The organism is Thermoanaerobacterium sp. R66 (assembly GCF_028895185.1).
Taxonomy (GTDB): Bacteria; Bacillota; Thermoanaerobacteria; order Thermoanaerobacterales; family Thermoanaerobacteraceae; genus Thermoanaerobacterium.
In genome coordinates this window covers 1,090,588-1,111,415 of record NZ_JAEUWW010000001.1, presented here as the reverse complement: position 1 = coordinate 1,111,415, position 20,828 = coordinate 1,090,588, and the positions used below count along the sequence as shown (strand labels likewise).

General features: G+C 34.8%; 19 protein-coding genes and 1 riboswitch. Of the genes, 11 read left to right on the top strand and 8 right to left on the bottom strand.

Going from position 1 to position 20,828, the window contains the following annotated elements; all coding sequences use genetic code 11:
* Positions 1-239 precede the first annotated feature (239 nt).
* Positions 240-1,805, top strand: a complete 1,566-nt coding sequence (gene pelA / locus JJQ93_RS05535; protein WP_274893007.1) for a pectate lyase — start codon at positions 240-242, stop codon at positions 1,803-1,805.
* A gap of 69 nt (positions 1,806-1,874) precedes the next feature.
* Here pelA and JJQ93_RS05530 read toward each other — a convergent pair whose 3' ends face one another.
* Positions 1,875-3,233 (bottom strand): APC family permease, encoded by a 1,359-nt coding sequence (locus JJQ93_RS05530; protein ID WP_274893006.1) that lies wholly within the window; start codon positions 3,231-3,233, stop codon positions 1,875-1,877.
* A gap of 17 nt (positions 3,234-3,250) precedes the next feature.
* Positions 3,251-4,147 carry an acetamidase/formamidase family protein gene (locus JJQ93_RS05525; protein WP_274893005.1) on the bottom strand — a complete coding sequence of 299 codons (897 nt, stop codon included), beginning with the start codon at positions 4,145-4,147 and terminating at the stop codon, positions 3,251-3,253.
* Positions 4,148-4,645: 498 nt separating this feature from the next.
* On the opposite strand from JJQ93_RS05525, the gene JJQ93_RS05520 reads away from it, so the two are divergent.
* From JJQ93_RS05520 to JJQ93_RS05490, 7 genes are all read left to right on the top strand, one after another.
* Positions 4,646-5,740, top strand: a complete 1,095-nt coding sequence (locus JJQ93_RS05520; protein ID WP_274893004.1) for a 4Fe-4S binding protein — start codon at positions 4,646-4,648, stop codon at positions 5,738-5,740.
* A gap of 87 nt (positions 5,741-5,827) precedes the next feature.
* Positions 5,828-7,561 carry an ABC transporter ATP-binding protein gene (locus JJQ93_RS05515; RefSeq protein ID WP_274893003.1) on the top strand — a complete coding sequence of 578 codons (1,734 nt, stop codon included), beginning with the start codon at positions 5,828-5,830 and terminating at the stop codon, positions 7,559-7,561.
* Positions 7,562-7,610: 49 nt separating this feature from the next.
* Positions 7,611-7,725: riboswitch (TPP riboswitch) on the top strand.
* A 68-nt stretch (positions 7,726-7,793) separates the two neighbouring features.
* Positions 7,794-8,603, top strand: a complete 810-nt coding sequence (gene thiD, locus JJQ93_RS05510; protein ID WP_274893002.1) for a bifunctional hydroxymethylpyrimidine kinase/phosphomethylpyrimidine kinase — start codon at positions 7,794-7,796, stop codon at positions 8,601-8,603.
* Complete coding sequence (gene cytX, locus JJQ93_RS05505) at positions 8,593-9,774, top strand: putative hydroxymethylpyrimidine transporter CytX (RefSeq protein WP_274893001.1); 1,182 nt, start codon at positions 8,593-8,595, stop codon at positions 9,772-9,774. Before thiD ends, cytX begins: the two co-directional genes overlap by 11 nt.
* The gene (thiM, locus tag JJQ93_RS05500) at positions 9,767-10,567 is read left to right on the top strand and encodes a hydroxyethylthiazole kinase (RefSeq protein WP_274893000.1); all 801 of its coding nucleotides are present in this window, start codon (positions 9,767-9,769) and stop codon (positions 10,565-10,567) included. Before cytX ends, thiM begins: the two co-directional genes overlap by 8 nt.
* 2 nt (positions 10,568-10,569) lie before the next feature.
* On the top strand, positions 10,570-11,199 hold the full coding sequence (gene thiE / locus JJQ93_RS05495; RefSeq protein WP_085113292.1) for a thiamine phosphate synthase: 630 nt from the start codon (positions 10,570-10,572) through the stop codon (positions 11,197-11,199).
* A gap of 101 nt (positions 11,200-11,300) precedes the next feature.
* Positions 11,301-11,654, top strand: a complete 354-nt coding sequence (locus tag JJQ93_RS05490) for a spore photoproduct lyase family protein (protein WP_274892999.1) — start codon at positions 11,301-11,303, stop codon at positions 11,652-11,654.
* Positions 11,655-11,789: 135 nt separating this feature from the next.
* Here JJQ93_RS05490 and JJQ93_RS05485 read toward each other — a convergent pair whose 3' ends face one another.
* Positions 11,790-13,007: a transposase gene (locus JJQ93_RS05485; RefSeq protein ID WP_274892998.1), complete on the bottom strand. Its 1,218-nt coding sequence runs from the start codon at positions 13,005-13,007 to the stop codon at positions 11,790-11,792.
* Between the two features lie 24 nt (positions 13,008-13,031).
* On the opposite strand from JJQ93_RS05485, the gene JJQ93_RS05480 reads away from it, so the two are divergent.
* A complete protein-coding gene (locus JJQ93_RS05480; protein ID WP_350494244.1) occupies positions 13,032-13,841 on the top strand; it encodes an SPL family radical SAM protein in 810 nt (269 codons plus the stop codon).
* A gap of 131 nt (positions 13,842-13,972) precedes the next feature.
* On the opposite strand, the gene efeU is transcribed toward JJQ93_RS05480, so the two are convergent.
* The 5 genes from efeU to JJQ93_RS05455 form a co-directional block, all read right to left on the bottom strand.
* Positions 13,973-14,794, bottom strand: a complete 822-nt coding sequence (gene efeU / locus JJQ93_RS05475) for an iron uptake transporter permease EfeU (protein ID WP_274892996.1) — start codon at positions 14,792-14,794, stop codon at positions 13,973-13,975.
* A 269-nt stretch (positions 14,795-15,063) separates the two neighbouring features.
* Entirely contained in the window at positions 15,064-15,840 is a 777-nt protein-coding gene (locus JJQ93_RS05470; protein WP_274892995.1) for an ABC transporter permease, read from the bottom strand.
* A 20-nt stretch (positions 15,841-15,860) separates the two neighbouring features.
* On the bottom strand, positions 15,861-16,649 hold the full coding sequence (modA, locus tag JJQ93_RS05465) for a molybdate ABC transporter substrate-binding protein (protein ID WP_274892994.1): 789 nt from the start codon (positions 16,647-16,649) through the stop codon (positions 15,861-15,863).
* 2 nt (positions 16,650-16,651) lie between these two features.
* Positions 16,652-16,990 (bottom strand): NifB/NifX family molybdenum-iron cluster-binding protein, encoded by a 339-nt coding sequence (locus tag JJQ93_RS05460; RefSeq protein WP_274892993.1) that lies wholly within the window; start codon positions 16,988-16,990, stop codon positions 16,652-16,654.
* On the bottom strand, positions 16,987-17,808 hold the full coding sequence (locus tag JJQ93_RS05455; RefSeq protein ID WP_274892992.1) for a radical SAM protein: 822 nt from the start codon (positions 17,806-17,808) through the stop codon (positions 16,987-16,989). The genes JJQ93_RS05460 and JJQ93_RS05455 overlap by 4 nt, the downstream gene beginning before the upstream one ends.
* A gap of 563 nt (positions 17,809-18,371) precedes the next feature.
* On the opposite strand from JJQ93_RS05455, the gene nifH reads away from it, so the two are divergent.
* Together nifH and nifD are read left to right on the top strand one after the other, a co-directional pair.
* A complete protein-coding gene (gene nifH / locus JJQ93_RS05450) occupies positions 18,372-19,190 on the top strand; it encodes a nitrogenase iron protein (RefSeq protein ID WP_274892991.1) in 819 nt (272 codons plus the stop codon).
* 19 nt (positions 19,191-19,209) lie between these two features.
* Entirely contained in the window at positions 19,210-20,817 is a 1,608-nt protein-coding gene (gene nifD / locus JJQ93_RS05445) for a nitrogenase molybdenum-iron protein alpha chain (protein WP_274892990.1), read from the top strand.
* Positions 20,818-20,828: the final 11 nt, after the last annotated feature.

The window sequence follows — 20,828 nt, the reverse complement described above, 5'->3', positions numbered from 1 at the left end:
AATAATAAAGTAAAATATTGACTTTTGCTATGAATGAGTATATAATATTATTAATGTTAGCGTTAACGTAAAATTCAAAGAAATTAACAAATATACTATTTAGCACCACATCTAAAATATGTAATTTCACAGAAATGGCGTGTTTTCACAAAATGACTTTTTGCAGATTGCTGCTAATGGGGGGTGATAAATAACTTTAAAATATCAGAATTAAATTTAAGTATAAGGGGGAGGTAGCAATGTTAAAGAAGAGTAATTTAATTTTCTTTTGCACTGTGTTTTTAATTTCTGCATTAATGACTTTCGTGAATTCAAACACTGCTTTTGCATTAGATAGGTCATCGTTAATTACAAAAACAATAACCATTATCACAAGTGAACCAAATTTTGCCATTGATGGTGCTTATCATGAATTGGAAGAAGGGCTTCTAACTAAAGTAGTTAATGAAAATGGAACAGTGTTGTCACCACTTAGAGATATATTTGATGCAATTGGTGAAACATATAAATATGATGAATCGACACAGACAATTACAATGTCAATTGATGATGATACATTAGTTATGTTTGTAGGCAAGACTAATGCCTTATTTAATGGAAAGCAGCTTCAAAGCCCAATAGCGCCAAAATTGATAAATGGTTCTGTATTTTTACCGATTAGATTTGTCTTCGAAAGTTTTGGTTGTCCAGTTAAATGGGAATCAAATAGATCGAGAATAGTTATTCCAGTCATTATGAAGGCTAATGCTGAAAACGTAGGACCTGCTAAAGGAGGATCTGTAACGTTTAGTACATTATTGACACAGCCAGCTGAATGGTACGGAAGCAGTGAATCACAAAAAGTTGCTGATGTTGTCATGGGATTTCAAAATCCCGATGGTGGTTGGATAAAATTACAGCCTGATGTTGATATGACTAAACCTATAACAGGACCTGGCGATTTAAACGTAAGAGTGCAATCCACTATTGATAATGATTCTACATTTACTGAAATGAAATTTCTAGCCAAAATGTATAATGCCACAAAAAACGAAAAATATAAAGAAAGTTTTGATAAAGCTTTAGATTACATACTAAATGGTCAATATGATAATGGTGGATGGCCACAATTTTTAACAGATCCAGTCGGATACCAAAAAAATATCACTTTTAATGATAATGCAATGATAAACATAATGACTATAATAAGAGATGTAATGACAAACAAAGATAATTTATATTCGTTTGTTGATAGTGAAAGAGTTGATAGATGTAAAACTGCCTTTGATAAAGGTGTAAATTTGATTTTAAAATCTCAAATTGTAGTTAATGGTAAAAAGACAGCATGGTGTGCCCAAATTGATAAAGATACACTACAGCCGGCAACAGGACGTTCCTATGAATTACCATCAATTAGTGGACAGGAAAGTGTTGGAATCGTGAGATTTTTGATGAGCATTGATAATCCAAGTCCCGCAATTATTGATGCAATACAATCTGCGGTGGCATGGTTCAATGAAGTTAAAATAAGTGGTATAAAAGTTGTTACAATAAATGATCCTACTATGGAATTTGGTGGAGATAGAATTGTAGTTAAAGATCCTAATGCACCTTTACTTTGGGCACGATTTTATGAAATAGGTACCAATAGGCCGATATTTGCAAGTCGTGATGGAGTTAAAAAATATAATTTAGCTGATATTTCCTATGAGAGAAGGATGAAATATAATTGGTATACATCTGCACCACAAAGCTTACTTACTAATGATTATCCGAAGTGGCAAGCTAAGTGGGCTCCAAATGATAATGTGCTTGCAAAAAATTAAAAATGGTCAGATAAACTGATTGTTTTTTAAAATGCAAGGGCCTCAATGTGATTTAGAGGCCCTTAGGTTTTATACATCCAAATTTTCTACCTTTTTCTTAAAGACAAATTTAAGTATGATGTAATATATTATACCAATTCCAATCCATGATGCCCCAAGAATTTTTGCGTGGTTGTTTAAGTTTATCCATACATAGAAGATTACTAAAAAGCCTAAAACTGGTGATACAATGTGTTTCCATATATTTAATGATTTGTTTTTAATAAAATGAACAATTACAGTTATATGAAGGACTAAGAACGATGTCAAGGCTCCAAAGTTTATTACTGACGTAAGATCAGCTATTCTATTGCTGTAGATTATAACGAGAATAGCTGAAAGAACAGCTATGGATATAGTTGCAATGTATGGGGTCTTGTATTTTGGATGAACTTTTGACAAGAATGAAGGTAGGTTTTTATCTCTTGCCATACTAAAAAGCACTCTTGACACTGCTGCTTGAGCTGCCAATGAATTTGCAATGCCCCATGCGAAAGCAGTAGCCAATGAAGTAGTTAACATAAGCCATGTACCACCTGCTCTTTTTGCCACATCGTAAAAAGCTGTGTTTAGATCACTGAAAGATTTATAATCAGGCCATATCATTGAAGCGACCCAAGTCTGAAGTATGAAAAGTATTCCGGCAAATAAAAGTGCTAATACAGTAGCTCTCCCGACTGTTTTTTTACCTCCTACTGTTTCTTCTGCAAGTGTGCTTATTCCATCAAAGCCTAAAAAACTTAGAACTGCTATAGAAACTGCACTCATGACTAAACTTAGGCTAAAGTTTTGTGGATCGTAGAAAGCTTTAAATGAAAAATGTGCTCCTCCTATGCCTTGCGATACAGCTATAATACCTACTACTACAAATAATGCTAAAACGATTAATTCTAATATGAGGACTATTCTGTTGAATTTTGCTGTAAATTCGATACCCAATATATTAATGATTGTATTAATGATTATGAAAGCCAATGCCCATACCACAATTGGAATGGCTGGAAATATGCTGCTTAATGCTGCGGCACTTACTACGTACAACAATGCGGGAACAAGAAGATAATCAAGAAGTATTGCCCATCCTGTGAAAAAACCGATGACTTTGTTTAAACCATTTGTCGCATAAGAGTAAACAGAACCTGCTATTGGAAATGCCTCAGACATTGAAGCATAGCTGAATGCAGTGAATATCATTCCGATAATGCCTATTAGATATGCCAGAGCGACCATTCCCTTTGATATGTCAGCAACGAAGCCATAGATACCAAAAGGAGCGATTGGAACCATAAATATGAGACCGTAAATGATGAGATCCCATACAGATAGAGCTCTTTTTAATTCTTGTTTATAACCAAATTTTTCAAGAGTGCTGTCGTTTTTGTTATCCATAGAATATTACCTCCTGATTAAAATTCTATTCCATACGCCTCCAAAACCCAGTTTGGCATTGAGAAGCGTGCTGTCTTCAGTGGATCAACAACTTGAGATATCTGGACATTGCCGGAGATGCTAAAAAGTGTTGATATTTCTTCTATTGATAGGTCAGTATTTTTTTGGAAAAGTTCTGCCATATCTTTTACTGCTGTTTCTATGGCTTTTTCTATTGATTCATTTGATGCGATTGTGGCTGTTACTTCATTTGTCTTGACAATTGGATTATTTAGCTTTAAGTTTTTTAAAACTCTAAGCTTTACAGTAACGGTGCCGCTTACTTCTACACCTGATACGCCTATTTCTCCATCTCCCATTACAGCGTGCAAATCTCCTAATGCGAAAAGTGCACCATCAACAAAGACAGGCAAATAAAGCTTAGTGCCTTCACCGATAAGTGTAGTGTCCATATTTCCTCCATGAGGACCAGGTGTGCCGCAGTTTATTTCGCCTTCTTTTGGTGCGACGCCTATTACACCTATCATTGGCTTTACAGGAAATGAGAGCTTTTCATTGAAAATGACTTTGCCATCATTTATTTCAACTACTTTTGAATATAGATCATTCATCATATGACCTAAAACTCCCAAATCTTTCCCTGTTGCAACGACGCCTTTGTCATCAATGTCGATTTTCTTGATTGTCACTTCAAGCGTGTCGCCTTCTTCTGCACCGTTTACATAGATTGGACCTGTTGCGGGATTTACTTTATCCCAATCCATTGTTTCTAACTTGTCATCATTTGTTTTGATTTGGCATGAAAAACAATCTAAAGTTTCTATCTTCACCTCCTCTCCGTCGTTTACATAAAGTACAGGATCGTTGTGTCTTGAAAAGCTAAAGATGCACTTCTCGTTTGTCAATTCATGCATATTCCAGCATCTCCTTTTTATGTAAATTATGTTTAAGTTCATTATAGCCCTAAATAAGATGTTATTCAATAAAAATATATTTTAATGATTAAAATGTTTTTATAATTTCTAAAATGAATCTACCAAAGTTTAAAGGTAAAAGTGAGAAAGCATCACGAAACAAACATAATTGAAAACATTGTTGAGGTTTAAAAATTTTTCGCTTAACTTTTTTTATAAAAAATATATAATGTAATTGGGATCAAAATATAAGATCCTCCTCTTTCTTAATTAATTAAATGCAATAACAGCTCGTAGAGCTGTTATTGCATTTATAGCAGTTATTCGCAGGCATTGATATGCTTAGTTTTGTTATTATTTTTTTAGCTCCAGAAATTGGAGTTTAATTGTACAATTTCCTTAATTCAGAGAATGTGCCAAGCTATTTAAAAATATAATTAATATGATATAATGTTTTTAGTATTATGATGGAAATATATAGGAATGGAGGGGAAATACATGGCAAACAAAAAGGATAAATATATTGTTTTATTAAAAGCGATTTTGTGGACATATATTATCATGTGCATAATCATAGCCGGATTAAATTATGGGTATGCAAGTAAAGCGCCTAAGAATGTAGCCAATGTGATAAATTGGATTTGGCAATTTTACGAAAACTGGATTAAGACGATATTTATTATTGCAGGCAGCTTTCTCACTATAAACATAATAGGCAAGTCGAAAAGGACAAAGATGAGAAAAGCAAACCTTATTGGTTTAATCATTGCAGCACTTATTGTACATATTATAATGCCACTATTTTTCCACAATGGCGATGTATATTTCTTTTCAATGCCACTTCCATGGACGACAGTGCCGTTGCAGCTTTTATACCATAATTCCTCGTTTTATAAAAGTTATTTTCATATATGGGGTGTTGCAGGCATTTCAAGTGTATTAATATTCTACGTATTGGTTAGCATAATCGTTTTTATAGGAACTTTTTTATACGGTAGAAGATGGCAATGCTCTACAATTTGTCTTTTCAATGGATTTGCTTCAGAAGTTTTTGATCCTGTTTTTCCTCTTTTGGGTAAGAGAAAACATCTAAATCAAAAGGGGATAAAAATATTTGCATTATTGAGATGGTTATTCTTTGCTATATCGCTATTTTTCACTATTTGGTGGATATTATTTTTATCTGGAGCATTTTTAGGTGGCAATTATGATGCGATAAGTAAGATGGAATCGTATAAGTATCTTGCTGGCGAACTTCTTATGGCTATGTTTTTTTGGATTGCATTAACAGGCAGAGGATATTGCTATTATTGTCCATTGGGAACAGTTTTAGGATTGATAAGTAAAGTCGCCGGGCAAAAAATAACTACAAATAATTCAAAATGTATCCAATGCGGACAATGCAACGAATCATGTCCAATGAGTATAGACATAAAAAGTGCAGCATATTACGGTAAAGATGTCTCTGATATAAGATGTGTAGGGTGCGGCCATTGTGTTGATGCATGTCCTACAAAAACATTATCTTATACAACGAAAGTTTTAAGTGTATTAAAAAAGAAAACTAAAAAATCGTCTATTGTACAAATTTGACAATTATTAGTTGGCATATTAAACTAATGTTAGAGATACATCAATCATTAGCAGTAATTGTTTTGATTTATATTTGGGGGGATTTTTTTGAGGCTTATAAAAAGATTTGCATTGTATTACAAGCCACATATATGGCTTTTTATCCTTGACATGGTGTGTGCATTTTTTATATCTGCTTCAGATTTGGTTTTTCCTATGGTTACGAGAAATGTGATAAATAACGTCATACCTAACAAGGATTTTAACCTTATATACAGGTTCGCAATTTTATTAGCTATAATGTACTTCGGAAGGATGATACTTGAATACATAGTAGGATACTATGGCCATGTTTTAGGTGTAAGCATAGAGTACGATATGAGAAAAGATGCTTTTTCACATCTTCAGAAACTTTCTATGAACTATTATGACAACACAAAGACAGGTTATATAATGTCAAGGGTTGTCAATGACTTAAATGAGATAGCAGAAGTAGCACATCATGGTCCAGAGGACCTTTTTTTGTCTATCATAAGGATAATAGGCACATTCATACTTTTGCTTACAATTGATGTGAGGCTGACACTGGTTGTATTTACCATAATACCTTTTATGTTTATATACATGTATATTTACAACAATAAGTTTGAAATTATATGGAAAAATGTCCGTGAAACGCAGGCACAGATGAATGCCACATTAGAAGAAAGCATTACAGGCATAAGGGTCGTCAAATCATTTGTAAGGGAAAAATTTGAGAACCTAAAATTCGATAATAAAAGCTCCATGTATAAAAGTGCCAGGTCAAAAGCGGTTAAGCATATTGGCATATTTGATTCTAGTGTAAATTTTCTTTCTAATATATCAGTTGTGATTACTCTTGCAGCAGGTGGCTACTTTATATCAAAAGGCCTCATAAATACAGGTGACTTAGTGGCATACATAATATACATTAGCCAGTTTTTGCAACCTTTGACTGTTCTTTTGCGGTTTATAGAGCAGTACCAGCAGGGTATGGCTGGCTTTAGGCGGTTTGTAGAGCTTATGGATACAGAGCCAGAGATAGCAGATAAAAAAGATGCGATAGAGTTAAAAGATGTGAAAGGCGATATTGAGTTTGACAATGTCACATTCAGCTACGACAATAAAAGAGAAGTACTGTCAGGAATCAATCTTAAGATAAAACATGGAGAGACAGTGGCAATAGTAGGGCCCTCAGGTGCAGGTAAAACCACACTTCTAAGCCTTATACCGAGGTTTTATGAGATAGATGCAGGCTCCATAAAAATTGACGGTGTAGATATAAGGGATGTGAAGCTATCATCGCTTAGAGAAAATATAGGCATTGTCCAGCAAGATGTATTTTTGTTTTCGGGCACGATAAAAGAAAACATTGCATACGGCAAATTAGATGCTACTGACGAAGAAATAATCAATGCAGCCAAAGCTGCAAATGCCCATGACTTCATAATGGAGTTAAAAGATGGTTATGATACGTATATTGGCGAAAGAGGCGTTAAATTGTCTGGCGGACAAAAGCAGAGAATATCTATTGCAAGGATGTTCTTAAAAAATCCTCCAATACTTATACTTGATGAAGCGACATCATCGCTTGACAATAAAAGTGAATCGATTATTCAGCAGTCTATTGAAAATCTATCGAAAAACAGGACTACCCTCATAATCGCCCACAGATTGGGCACCATTAGAAATGCCAAGCGTATAATAGTGCTTACTGAAAATGGAATAGAAGAGGAAGGTACACATGAGGAGCTTATGAATAGGAAGGGCGTGTACTATAATCTGTACAGCTATCAACAGGAAAATTTGACGATATGGTGAAATATCCTGTACAAGTCAGATAATTTGTGTTAAAATAAAGTAAAAGTTAATATTTCGTCTGGGGAGCTGGGGTGATAGCCCGGCTGAGAGTTAGCAGCTATTTCTGCTATGACCCATAACCTGATCTGGATAATGCCGGCGTAGGGAGTACATTGGACTTTAAGTGTGCTTATCCGGCACACTTTTTTCGTTTTGTATTTCCTCAAGGCATACAAAAAAAGGAGGAATCGATGTGAAGAAGTTGCTTACGATTGCAGGCTCTGACAGCATTGGCGGTGCTGGCATAGAGGCAGATTTAAAGACGTTTTGCGCCCTTGGAGTATACGGCATGTGCGTCATTACGGCAGTGACGGCGCAGAATACAGTAGGTGTCTTTGATGTAAGAGAGATGGATGCGGATATCATCAAAAAGCAGATAGATTGCGTATTTGATGATACGGCGGTAGATGCTGTAAAGATAGGTATGGTATCAAGCCAAGATATCATTGACGCTATTGCATCATCACTTAAAAGATGGAATCCCAAAAATGTCGTATTAGACCCTGTCATGATATCAAAAAGCGGATATTACCTTCTAAAAGAAGATGCCATAGACGCATTAAAGACAAAACTTTTGCCTATGGCAGATATCATTACTCCCAATATACCGGAGGCGTGTGAGCTTACTGGAATGAATATTGAGGGAATTGACGACATGAAGGAGGCTGCTAAAAAGATCATCGATATGGGTGTAAGAGCTGTCGTTGTAAAAGGTGGACATTCAGTAGAAAACGCTACTGATGTATTCTACGATGGAAGTGAATTTTTACTTTTGCCGCAGGAAAGGATCGACACCAAAAATACACATGGGACGGGATGCACGTACTCATCTGCAATAGCTTCGTACCTTGGTAGAGGATTAAGCTTGAAAGATGCAGTAATAAACGCAAAAAGTTACATAACAGAGGCTATTAAAAATTCTCTTGAGATAGGTAAAGGTGTAGGACCTGTAGGACATCTAGTAGATCTTTATAAGAAGGCAGGTATTGACTATGAAGATTAAAAACTCGACGCTTTTTTTAATATGGGCAGGTGCGGCCATATCCATTGCAGAGGTTTTTACTGGTTCGTACTTTGCACCATTAGGCTTAACTAAAGGGATTTTAAGCATATTGTTAGGTCACATCATTGGCACTCTGTTTTTTGCTTTAGGAGGGCTTATGTCCTTTAGAGTTAAGAAACCTGCGATAGAGTCCACAAAAGGTGTCCTGGGCGAGAAAGGCATGGTATTTATAGGGCTTTTAAATGTGCTTCAATTGGTTGGCTGGACGGCTGTAATGATAATACAGTCTGCAAAGGCTTTCAACGGTGCTATAGGCATGTCTACTGCTGTTGGAATTTTTGTCGTTGGCATATCTGTTTTATTGTGGACATTATTCTTTGACAATGAAGCTTACTGGATAAACGATATTGCTGTTGTGCTTTTATTTATCTTGACTATATTTGTTGTATTGTATTTGAAGGCGGGAAAGGTTGGATATGTAGCCGGAGACATGAGCTTCAGCGGTGCAGTGGAACTTGCCGTTGCTATGCCTGTATCATGGCTTCCACTGGTAGGAGATTACACTATAAATGCTAAGGATGGAAAGTCCAGTTTTATATATACATTCGCAGGATATTTCATAGCAAGCTGCTTCATGTATTTTATAGGGTTTTATGTGGCTTTGAAAACAGGCGGAAAAGACATAATCTCATATTTTGCATCAATAAAAACGGGAATTGTACCGCTTCTTATTATACTTTTGTCGACGGTTACAACGACTTTTATGGATGTGTATTCCGCTGCCATTTCAACACTTTCTATTGTAAAAGCTAAATTAAGCAGAAAAAGTCTGCTTATTATATATTCCATTGTGGGGCTTATTGCCGCATATTTGTTCCCAATGGATAATTACCAAAACTTTTTGTACGCCATAGGAAGTGTATTTATTCCAGCATATACGGTTGTATTTGAAGATTTCTTTTTGATGAGAAGCAAAAGCCATAGCTTCTTAAACGTGCCTGCCACGATTTCTTTTGCAGTAGGTACGATATTCTACAATTATCTTACGTATTTTGGTACAAATCTATCAAAGTGGTTTATAACGCCCACAATAGGTACGATTATTTTGACTGCTGTAATCTATCCAATTATGAAATCTTTAAATAAGAGAGAGGAGAAAATTTATGGTTGAAGAAGCAATAAAGGTTTTAGAAAGATTAAAAGAAGAAGTGCCGCTTGTCCACGCTATAACAAACTACGTCGTAATAAACGATAATGCCAATGCACTACTAAGTATAGGGGCATCTCCTGCAATGGTTATGTCACCGGACGAAGCGTACGATTTTACAGCAATTTCAAATGCTTTGTACGTAAATATAGGTACTATCAATAATGAAACTAAAGAGACAATAATCAATTCTGTAGTGTCGGCGAAAGACCACAAAAAACCAGTCGTTTTAGATCCTGTAGGATGCGCTGCCATAAAAAGCAGGGTTGACTTTGTAAACATGCTTTTAAAGATAGGTGATATAAGCATTATCAAGGGAAACGGCGGTGAGATAAATGCTTTATCAGGTGAAAGTGCAAATGTGAAAGGTGTAGATTCTTTAGATGACAGTGGAAATATTGATTCTTGTGTAAAACTTGCAAAGTTAACAAATACAGTTGTTGTAGCAACAGGAAAAGAAGACTATATAAGCGATGGGAAAAGAGTAGTAAAAGTTAAAAATGGTACACATTTATTTACAAAGATAACAGGTGCAGGATGTACTTTAGGCGCAATAATGACGGCTACGTCTGCATGCAGCCATGACAAAGTGGTATCGTCATTGGCTGCCCTTCTTATCATGAATATAGCAGGGGAATTGGCGGAAAAAGAGTGCAACTTGCCTGGGACATTTAGGACAAAATTCATAGATTATCTGTATCTTATAGATTCTGACATGATAAGGAAATACGCTGATATTGAAGTATTGGAGGCGTAAGCATGAAAGATTTTGATGTATCTCTTTATTTGGTCACTGACAGAAACCTTTTGAAGGCTGGTAGAGATTTTTACGATGCTGTAGAAGAATCATTGCAAAATGGCGTTACTATGCTACAGCTTAGGGAAAAGGATATTTCATCAAGAGAGTTTTATGAGATTGCTAAGAGATTAAAAGATATTGCGGCGAAATACCGCATTCCATTTATAATAAATGACAGAATCGATATAGCACTGTCCATTGATGCAGATGGAGTTCACCTAGGTCAAGAAGATCTGCCATGCAGCATTGCGAGAAAGATCATGGGCGATAATAAGATAATCGGCATATCTGCTGGATGCGTAGATGAAGCCGTAGAGGCAGAAAGAGATGGTGCTGACTACATAGGAGCAGGCGCAGTATTCTATACAGGCACAAAGAAAGACATCGGTGAAGCAATAGGGCTTTTGAATTTAAAAGAAATAAAAGATGCAGTAAAGATTCCTGTTGTGGCAATTGGGGGCATAAAATACAGCAATGCACCAGATGTAATGAGGACAGGTGTTGATGGTATTTCTGTCGTATCAGAGATCATGGCATCAGATGATATAGGTTTTGCCACAAGGCGCTTAAGAGATGCTATATCAAAATAGTATGAAAAGCACATTCTTTTAGATAGGATGTGCTTTTTGCATATAATATTTGAAATGCGCTAAGAATAAAAATGAATAAATAACTGAAAAAGGAGTACAAAATGTTTATTCCTAGGCGTATTATTTTTGAAAAGAATTCTATAGACTATGAAATTGGACACAATATATACAATTTTTTCAAAGGCAAAAAAGAAGTTGAGATTATAGAGATGAAAGGAAATAGGATAAAAGAACATATACCAGGAGACAATTTGCTAGATTATTATAAAGAAGGGAAAAATACTTTAGTTGTGGGTATAAAGAAAAAACTTGACTTTCAATCGTGTAAGCCATCAGCCAATTATCAGTTACCTTTGCTATCAGGTTGTGCAGGTCAATGTCAGTATTGTTATCTTAATACAAATTTAAGCGAAAGGCCATACGAGGAAATTGCACAATTAAGCTTTAATTTTTGAAGCTAAAAAAGGCAATAGCAAAGCTAAGCATATCAATGCCTGTGGATAACTTATGAAATTTGAAAATTTAACAAAAATAGTTTATAAAATAATTTTTGTCTGTTGCTATACGCTTGTTTAAGCATAGGCAGTTTATTAAGCTACTTTTGGCAATGATTTAGTAACATTAACAGCAATAGTACCTGCGACAAGTGTAATACAGTTTAATAAAGCAAAGGTTTTAGCTTTCTTAATACCCGCTGAGCGCAGATTGTCAGTATTTAAATAGTCCTTTAATCGGCTATTACATCTTTCAATAGAAGTTCTAAGGTTATATATCTCTTGCCATTCATCAGAACTCCTTATTGGAAAGCTAAAATATCTGTTATTTTTCTTGTAATTTATTTTAAGGCAATACCCATAGTTTGAATTGCTGCACCAAGAAGAACCATGAGGACAATCTACCTTTCCTAATACATGTGGACATCTGAACTTTAAATAATCACCGTCTTTGCCCCAATATACAAGTTCATATCCCATAGAACAAATTGGGTGAAGCCTTTCATTTAATCCTTCTGGTGGAGCAAAACTTCCTCTTTTGTTGTAGGCTATGATTGGTTGTGCATGAAATTCGTTCATGATATAATCGTAATTCTCTTTTATATCATAGCCTGAATCCATAATACAGTGTTTTACATTAAAAGTATTGCCGTAAAACTCTTTTAGCTTCTTTAATAAGGGTATTGCTAAAATACTATCATTTACGCTTGCAGGAGTAATTTCTATGGCAAGTGGAAGCTCACTTTTACAGTCGGCTATTATATGTAACTTCCATCCAAACCATTTTATATCATTGCCATCAGTATCTTTTTTCTTTCCCCAGTTAGGAGATTTACCATCATCTTTTATCTTTGATTTAGGTTTTGGTTTTTCAAAAGCGTTCAATTTAGTTGAATCAATAGCTATATTAGTACCATCAATTATATTGAGGTTTTTAGCCTTAAGTATTAATTGCTTAAAGTCTTCTTCCAGTGCATCCGACTTTGATATCAGGTTTAAAAATCTGCTAAATGTTGATGTAGATGGTACATGACCCAATACATTGAAACCACAGTTATATCTAAATACAGGGTCTGATTTTAATCTAGCTACAAGTTTTGCTATATTGGGGATTTTCTCAAGTTGCATAGCAACTAAGGCATAAAGCAAAGGCAGTGGATCATATCCTTTAGGGCCTCTTTTATATTCAGGCCTTGATAGTGAAAGCACGACATTTGAGAAATCAAGTTGTGACAAAACCATTTCAAGTTTTGTTTCTGGTTGAAATTTTATTAATTCGTCGAAGGAAAATAAGCATTCTTGTCGAATATACATAAGTAGGTTCACCTCTTTTGTTAAATTTGGGTTACTACTTATATATTCGACATTTGGGGTGAACTTCCTTTTTTATCTTTTAAAAAGTTAAGAATATCAAGCTATTTAAAATATGAAATTCGCTCGCCATACATTAAGGTTAATGTAAACATAGATGATATATTTATGTGGGCTAACGATTATATTGAAGAAAGGAAACCTGAAAAGACAATTTTTGAAGGTTCGGCAACATCAGACCCAGTGCCAGTAGAACCGTATACAAACATTCTAAAATCCGCGATAGAATTTTTTAGCAAAAGCGAAAGTGGAAGATTTAGATTTGTCACTAAGTTTACAGACATAGATACACTTCTTGATATTGAACATAATGGCCATACAGAAGTGAGATTTAGTTTAAATACAGAGAAAGTAATAAACGAATATGAAAAGAGGACTCCATCATTAGATAAACGATTGGAAGCCAGCAGGAAAATAATTGAATCAGGCTATCCTATGGGTTTTTTGATAGCGCCTGTTTTTTTGTATGACAATTGGCAAAAAGATTATAAAGAGCTGTTATTTAAGATAAAGGAAAGCATACCTGAAAAAACTGCATATCCAATAACATTTGAAATCATCTCGCACAGATACACAGCAAAAGCCAAAAGTACCATATCAGAGATTTTCCCCGAAAATACACTGCCTATGAATGATGAAGAAAGGGTTTGTAGATTTGGCCAGTTTGGCTATAAAAAATTCATGTATAAAAATGATGAGATATATGAAATGAAAGAATTTTTTACAAATGAAATAAAGTCAATATTCGTTGACAATGTCATTAAATATATAATATGAATCTAAATGTCAAATAAGTTTATAGTGGATTTTAAAAAGCTTCTACACGAAAAAGATTTTTAGTGTAGAAGCTTTTACTGCCTAAATGGTATACTTAACCCACATGATTTAGTAGGTGGAGGTTGAATTTTTTAAAAATTATTGCTTTTAGCATCTTTTGTTGTTGAGACAAAAAATAATTTTCCTATACCGGCAATATAAACAATATATGATATTACTTCCAATAATGATGGATTTCCATTATAGCCGAACATAGCTTTTAAAAAGCTTCCAAATGTTCCTTTTTCATTGATAATTCCATTAATATCATATAAATGTTCTATAATTACCGGTAAAATATGTGCTTCCTGTAATTCATGAATACCCTGCGCAAGTAACCCTGCAGATATGAATATCAACAGTCCTCCTGTAATCTTAAAGAACTTTTTAAGATCTAATTTAATGGATGTCTTAAAAATAAAATAAGCTAATATAACTGCAGCTATAAGGCCCAAAGATGCGCCGACAAACGATACTATAGCACTGCTTTGTGTCAGGCTTGCTTGCAAAAATAGAACAATCTCTACTCCTTCCCTGAACACAGAAATAAACGAAATAACGATAATACCCCATGAACTGTTGTTTTCGATGACCATGTCAATTTCTCTTGCTAAATTTCCTTTCAAGTCTTTACTTTGTTTTTGCATCCATAAAATCATTGAAGTAATTAATACTACAGCCAGTAGCATGACAATTCCTTCAAAAAGCTGTTCTGCCATGCCCTCAAATTCGACTGAAAAAATTTTAAATATGTATGCCAAAAGAATGCTTAATAAAAAAGCATATCCTACTCCATAATATACATTCTTTTTTAAAGAGTTATGCCCAATTTTAGACAGATATCCAAGTATAATACCTAAAATCAATGCTGCTTCTATACCTTCCCGTAAAGTTATTAGGAAACTACCTACCATATAATATAAATCCTCCTTTATTATTGATTTTGATTTTCATTATCATTTATATTATAAATTATCAACTATCACTTGTCAATAAATGGATAAAAATACCAGATATTTCGCAACTATTGCTATCAAAAGAGATTCAACAATATGGTACAAATGGTATCTTTTATGAATCAAACCACATAAAAATGTCGTCAACCATAATCAAATGATTGACGACATTAAGAACTTTTTACTGTCTACTTGATAGGAAGTACATTAAGGAGCCGGGATATTTTTTAAAATCTATCAGCATCTTTTTTAATAATCATAAATCTGCAAAGGTAGATTATGATAAAAGAGCATATAACCATTATAACAGAAAGGCTTAAAGCGTAATTTAAGTCACTTTGCATTGCAGTGTATATGGCTAGTGGCATTGTTCTCGTTTTTCCATCTAGATTGCCTGCAAAGATGATAGTTGCTCCGAATTCGCCAATAGCTCTTGCCCATGTGCTGATAAGTCCAGTTATGAGAAATTTCTTTGTTATAGGGATGTATATGGCTGTCATCAGTTTAAAATCGTTGACACCAATTAATTGTGATTCTTCCCATATTGTTCTATCGACAGACATAAATGAAGAATAAGCTGCTTTGATGTAGTATGTGGATGATATGAAAATCTGTGCTAATATTACGGCTATCACTGTAAATGATATTTGTATGCCTATTGAACTTAAAAATTTTCCTATGATGCCTTCTCTGCCAAATGCCATCAAAAGGGCAATTCCTGCAACTGCAGGTGGTAAAACTGCAGGTATGTCAACAAGGTATTCGGCAAATGTAGATATCTTTCCTTTTTTAAATGCAATATAGTATGCAAGAGGTGTTCCAAATAAAAATGTAATGACGACAGTTACACTGGATGATATGATACTAAGGAGTAGTGCATTGATTGCAGGACAAGATGTGATTTCAGCTACTATTATATTTAAAGGAGTTTTAATTATTAGCGAAATAAAAGGTATTAATAAGAAAAAAATTAAAATTGATGTAGGCAAATAAATATACGCCATTTAGAACACCTCTTTAATAATTATCCTTTCGTTATAAATCCGTAATCCTTTAGTATCCTTTTGCCATCTCCATTTAATAGAAAATCTAAAAATTTCGAAGATAAACTTTTATTTTTGCTACTTTCAACGACGGCAGCAGGATATGTTGCAATGACATTGTATTTATCAGGTATGTTAATAATTTTTATTTTATCCAAAAATGGCTTTGCATCAGTTATATAAACAATGCCAGCGTCTGCTTCACCCATTGCAACTTTTTGTGCAACATCTGTGACAGTTACTTCTTTTGTGACGACGTTTTTAAGTGTTGCTTCCTTGAACCCTTTATAGTCAGCATCGATTTTTGACAGCATATCAAGGGCATATTTACCGGCAGGGACAGATTCATCTGCAAGAGCTAATTTCACACCTGAGTTTTTTATATCCATAAAGTTATTTACACTGCTGTCTTTATATGCAATGACAGTAAGCTCGTTATATAATAATGTTTTAGGTTTCTCAACAAGTTTTTCGCTGTAAAGTGGCGTCATGTTTCTTTCATCAGCAGAAATGAATATGTCGGCGTACGCTCCTTGCTCTATTTGTGTCTTTAATGTCTGGCTTCCGGCAGAATTTAAGATTATTTTTACACCTGGATTTAATCTTTCAAACTGCTTGGCAACTGTATTCATAGAATCTTTTAAGCTTGCAGCAACAAAAACTGTCAATGATTTATTGCCGCTTTCATTGGCATTTATATCACATCCTGTTACCATTAAAATGATTAAAAAGATAGATAATATTAGAAAAATAATCTTTTGGTCTTTCATTGTTAATCACCACCAACGGAATTTATCAAATAATCTCTAAGCACATCTTCTATAAAGCCGGGATTTACGTATGCTTTGATTCCTCTTTCTTTAAGTCTCATTATGGCTGCATTACCTATCATGCATACGAAGACTGCCTCGCAATCTTTGATTTTGTCTATTACAATATTCATTCTGTCGTAAAAGTCATCGCCTCCACAAGCATTTATACATTCTCTGACTTCACGGACAAAATAATTTTCATCGTCATATAAATCAACGATGATAAATCTTCTTGCGTGTCCAAAATGTTCGTTAACCATTTTGCCATCTCTTGATGCGATAGCAATTCTGTGTATCATATGTCATCACCTAAAAGTCCTGCAGCATCAGCTCTACACTGCCTGCAGTGGTACATCTGACTTATAATTTTTGAATTTTTAAGCCTTACTTTTTCAAGTTCATTGCACTTAGGTGCTTTTAAATGTGAAAATTCAGCTTGTGGAATAAGCGGCATTATGTTCATGATGGCAACACCAAGTTCCTTTATTTTTTTTGCTATATCATCTATGTGCTTATCGTTTATGCCAGGTATCAAGACAGTATTGACCTTCACAAGTATGCCGTTGTCACAAGCAGCTTCTATGCCTTCTAGCTGTTTTTCTATAAGCAATTTTGCTGCATCTATTCCTTTGTACGTATTATCTTTGTAAATTGCATAATCGTATATTTTTTTGCCTATGTTAGGATCTATAGCATTTATTGTCACTGTGATTGTACTTACACCGCAGTTTATTAAAAGAGGTAGCTTATCGCTTAAAAGCAGTCCATTTGTGCTTAAGCATTTGATCATGTCTTTAAATTCTAAGGAAATCAATTTAAAAGTTAAAAATGTCTCATCGTTGTAAAGCGGGTCGCCAGGACCTGCTATTCCTATGACAGAAATGCGAGGCTCTCTTTTTAACATTTTTTTAGCATATAATATTGCTTCATACGGATCCATAACTTTAGTTGTTACGCCGGGTCTGTTTTCATTTACGCACCCTGTCTTTCTGTCGCAGTATTTGCACTTTATATTGCACTTAGGTGCTACAGGCAGATGCACCCTGCCGTGATATAAAGTCGCATCAGGATTAAAACATGGGTGCCCAAAACCTACCGTATTAAATTCTTTATTCATCTTCATCCTCTCCTTATAAAAAATTTTGGAGCCTTTAACCGACTGATTAAAGGCTCCAGTGCCTAATAAAAAAAGTCTTTAACCAAATGGCTAAAGACTTCTTCGTCTTTTGTTTTTCATTTATGAAAATTATTGAAAATATAATAGCATAGTATATTTTCGATGTCAATACTTTATTTTTGTAAAGTATTAAAATTTTTTGCTTGACATTTAATGAAAATACTGATATCATTTTAACAACAATAAATTTTGCTAGACTTTCTTAATACATAATTTTATTTGACATATCTATTTTGCTTTATTCCAAAAGACGGCTATAATTTAGTTCATGACTTAAATAAAAATGAATATTAAAATTTATAATATTGTACTAAGCAAAGGCGCTTTTCTAAAAATGAAAAGCGTTTTTTGTTTTGGCAATGGAGCCATGTATATATATTTTCACTGTATATATGCATGGCGTTATTTTGTTAGGGGGTGATGATTTTGACGTTATTGTAATTTCGCTCTCGATACTAATAAAAAATATGAAGATATTGAAAAATTTAAGGAGGTTTCTAACGATGAGACAAGTGGCTATTTATGGTAAAGGTGGTATTGGAAAATCAACAACGACACAAAATACTGTTGCAGCATTGTCAGAAATGGGTAAAAAAGTCATGGTAGTTGGATGCGACCCAAAAGCAGATTCAACAAGGCTTTTGCTTCATGGATTAAATCAGAAAACAGTTCTTGACACTATAAGGGATGAAGGTGAAGATATAGAACTTGACGATATTATGCGTTCTGGCTATGGCAATACAAAATGCGTCGAATCAGGTGGCCCCGAGCCAGGTGTTGGATGTGCAGGGCGTGGTATCATCACATCGATAAATATGCTGGAAAACTTAGGAGCTTATGATGATGATCTTGATTATGTCTTTTATGACGTCCTTGGTGATGTCGTTTGTGGTGGTTTTGCAATGCCTATTCGTGAAGGTAAAGCAAAAGAAATATATATAGTGGCCAGTGGTGAGATGATGGCGATGTATGCTGCAAACAACATCTGCAAAGGAATTAGAAAATATGCAAATCAAGGAGGCGTGAGGTTAGGCGGTATTATTTGCAATTCAAGAAAAGTTGACAACGAAGAAGAACTGCTAAAGGCATTTTGCAAAAAACTAGGGACACAGCTTGTATACTTTGTTCCAAGGGACAATATCGTCCAGAGGGCTGAGATAAATAAAAAGACTGTCATTGATTATGATCCACAGGCACCACAGGCAGACGTGTATAGAGAGCTGGCGAAAAGAATTGATGAAAATGACATGTTTGTGGTACCAAATCCAATGCCAACAGATGAACTTGAAAAACTCCTCATAGAATATGGACTTATGGATTAATTTGAAAGGGGGTCTATAAATGATCGAAAGAAATCATGCCCAAGATGATATGATGGAAAGTCTAGTTGAAAAAAATAAGAAATTGATTGAAGAAATTACAGAATCTTATCCTAAGAAGGTTAAAAAAGAGAGAAAAACGCACCTTGTAGTGATAGATCCAAGCGATGAGCAACATATAATGGCAGATGTTGCGACAATCCCGGGAATTATGACAAACAGGGGATGTAGTTATGCAGGCGCGAAGGGCGTTGTTTTTGGACCTGTAAAGGACATTCTCCATTTGACACATGGACCAATTGGATGTGGATACTACACATGGAACACGAGAAGAAATCTTGCAGAGCCAGAAGAAGGCTATAACTATTTCATAAAAAATTGCTTTTCTACTAATATGCAGGAAAAAGACGTAGTCTTCGGTGGCGAGAAAAAACTTTATGGCGCTATAAAAGAGGCGTATGAAATATTTAAACCAAAAGTTATAGGCATATACGCTACATGTCCTGTGGGACTTATTGGCGATGACATAAAAGCCGTTGCCAAAAGGGCCGAAGAAGAACTTGGCATAAAAGTAATTACTGTAAGCTGCGAAGGTTATAAAGGCGTCAGCCAATCTGCTGGTCATCATCTTGCCAGCAATACTCTTATAATGGATATAGTTGGGACAAAAGAACTTGAAAACCCGACACCATATGATATCAACATATTCGGCGAATACAATATTGGTGGCGACGTGTGGTTAGTTAAGCCTCTCTTAGAGAAGATAGGATATCGCGTTGTAAGTGTATTTACAGGAGACTCAAAATACGATGATCTTGCAAAGGCTCACAGAGCGAAACTTTCAATACTGATGTGCCACAGATCTATAAACTATACAAACCGCATGATGGAAGAAAAGTTTGGAGTCCCCTGGCTTAAAGTAAATTATATAGGCATAACTTCCACGATAGAATCATTAAGGGAAATGGCTAAATTCTTCGACGATCCGATGATATACGAAAACACTGAAAAAGTCATTGAAGAAGAGCTTATGAAAATAAAGCCTAGACTTGACTATTATAAGGAAAGGCTTAAAGGAAAGAAAGCAATACTTTTTGTTGGAGGCTCTCGCGCACACCATTATCAAGATTTGCTGAAAGACATCGGTATAGAGACAATTGTTGCAGGATATGAATTTGCCCATAGGGATGATTACGAAGGACGTAAGATAATACCTGAGATAAAAGAGGCACCACATCACAAGATACTTGACACATATCATTTTGAAAGAGTGACAGAACCAGCATATCCTCAGGAGAAAATAGAAGAAATGAAGAGTAAAATGCCGGATCACTTCATGAATTACGAAGGAATGATGGTTCACATGGATGAAGGCTCCATCGTCATTGATGATTTCAACCATCACGAGACTGAAGAGCTTATAAAAGCTTTAAAGCCTGACATATTTTTATCAGGTATTAAAGACAGATATGTATTTCAAAAGATGGGGGTTCCTTCAAGACAGATACATTCATATGACTACAGTGGGCCTTACAGTTCATTTGAAGGTGCTGTAAATTTTGCAAGAGATATGGATATGGCTATAAATAATCCTATTTGGAAAGAGGTGACTCCACCGTGGAAAAAATAGCGAAAGGAGAA

Coding starts and splice junctions, on each gene's coding strand:
- modA (WP_274892994.1), bottom strand. CDS start 16,649: ATGAAAGACCAAAAGATTATTTTTCTAATATTATCTATCTTTTTAATC.
- JJQ93_RS05525 (WP_274893005.1), bottom strand. CDS start 4,147: ATGCATGAATTGACAAACGAGAAGTGCATCTTTAGCTTTTCAAGACAC.
- JJQ93_RS05530 (WP_274893006.1), bottom strand. CDS start 3,233: ATGGATAACAAAAACGACAGCACTCTTGAAAAATTTGGTTATAAACAA.
- JJQ93_RS05470 (WP_274892995.1), bottom strand. CDS start 15,840: ATGGCGTATATTTATTTGCCTACATCAATTTTAATTTTTTTCTTATTA.
- nifH (WP_274892991.1), top strand. CDS start 18,372: ATGAGACAAGTGGCTATTTATGGTAAAGGTGGTATTGGAAAATCAACA.
- efeU (WP_274892996.1), bottom strand. CDS start 14,794: ATGGTAGGTAGTTTCCTAATAACTTTACGGGAAGGTATAGAAGCAGCA.
- JJQ93_RS05520 (WP_274893004.1), top strand. CDS start 4,646: ATGGCAAACAAAAAGGATAAATATATTGTTTTATTAAAAGCGATTTTG.
- JJQ93_RS05460 (WP_274892993.1), bottom strand. CDS start 16,990: ATGATACACAGAATTGCTATCGCATCAAGAGATGGCAAAATGGTTAAC.
- thiM (WP_274893000.1), top strand. CDS start 9,767: ATGGTTGAAGAAGCAATAAAGGTTTTAGAAAGATTAAAAGAAGAAGTG.
- cytX (WP_274893001.1), top strand. CDS start 8,593: ATGAAGATTAAAAACTCGACGCTTTTTTTAATATGGGCAGGTGCGGCC.
- JJQ93_RS05455 (WP_274892992.1), bottom strand. CDS start 17,808: ATGAATAAAGAATTTAATACGGTAGGTTTTGGGCACCCATGTTTTAAT.
- nifD (WP_274892990.1), top strand. CDS start 19,210: ATGATCGAAAGAAATCATGCCCAAGATGATATGATGGAAAGTCTAGTT.
- pelA (WP_274893007.1), top strand. CDS start 240: ATGTTAAAGAAGAGTAATTTAATTTTCTTTTGCACTGTGTTTTTAATT.
- thiE (WP_085113292.1), top strand. CDS start 10,570: ATGAAAGATTTTGATGTATCTCTTTATTTGGTCACTGACAGAAACCTT.
- JJQ93_RS05490 (WP_274892999.1), top strand. CDS start 11,301: ATGTTTATTCCTAGGCGTATTATTTTTGAAAAGAATTCTATAGACTAT.
- JJQ93_RS05485 (WP_274892998.1), bottom strand. CDS start 13,007: ATGTATATTCGACAAGAATGCTTATTTTCCTTCGACGAATTAATAAAA.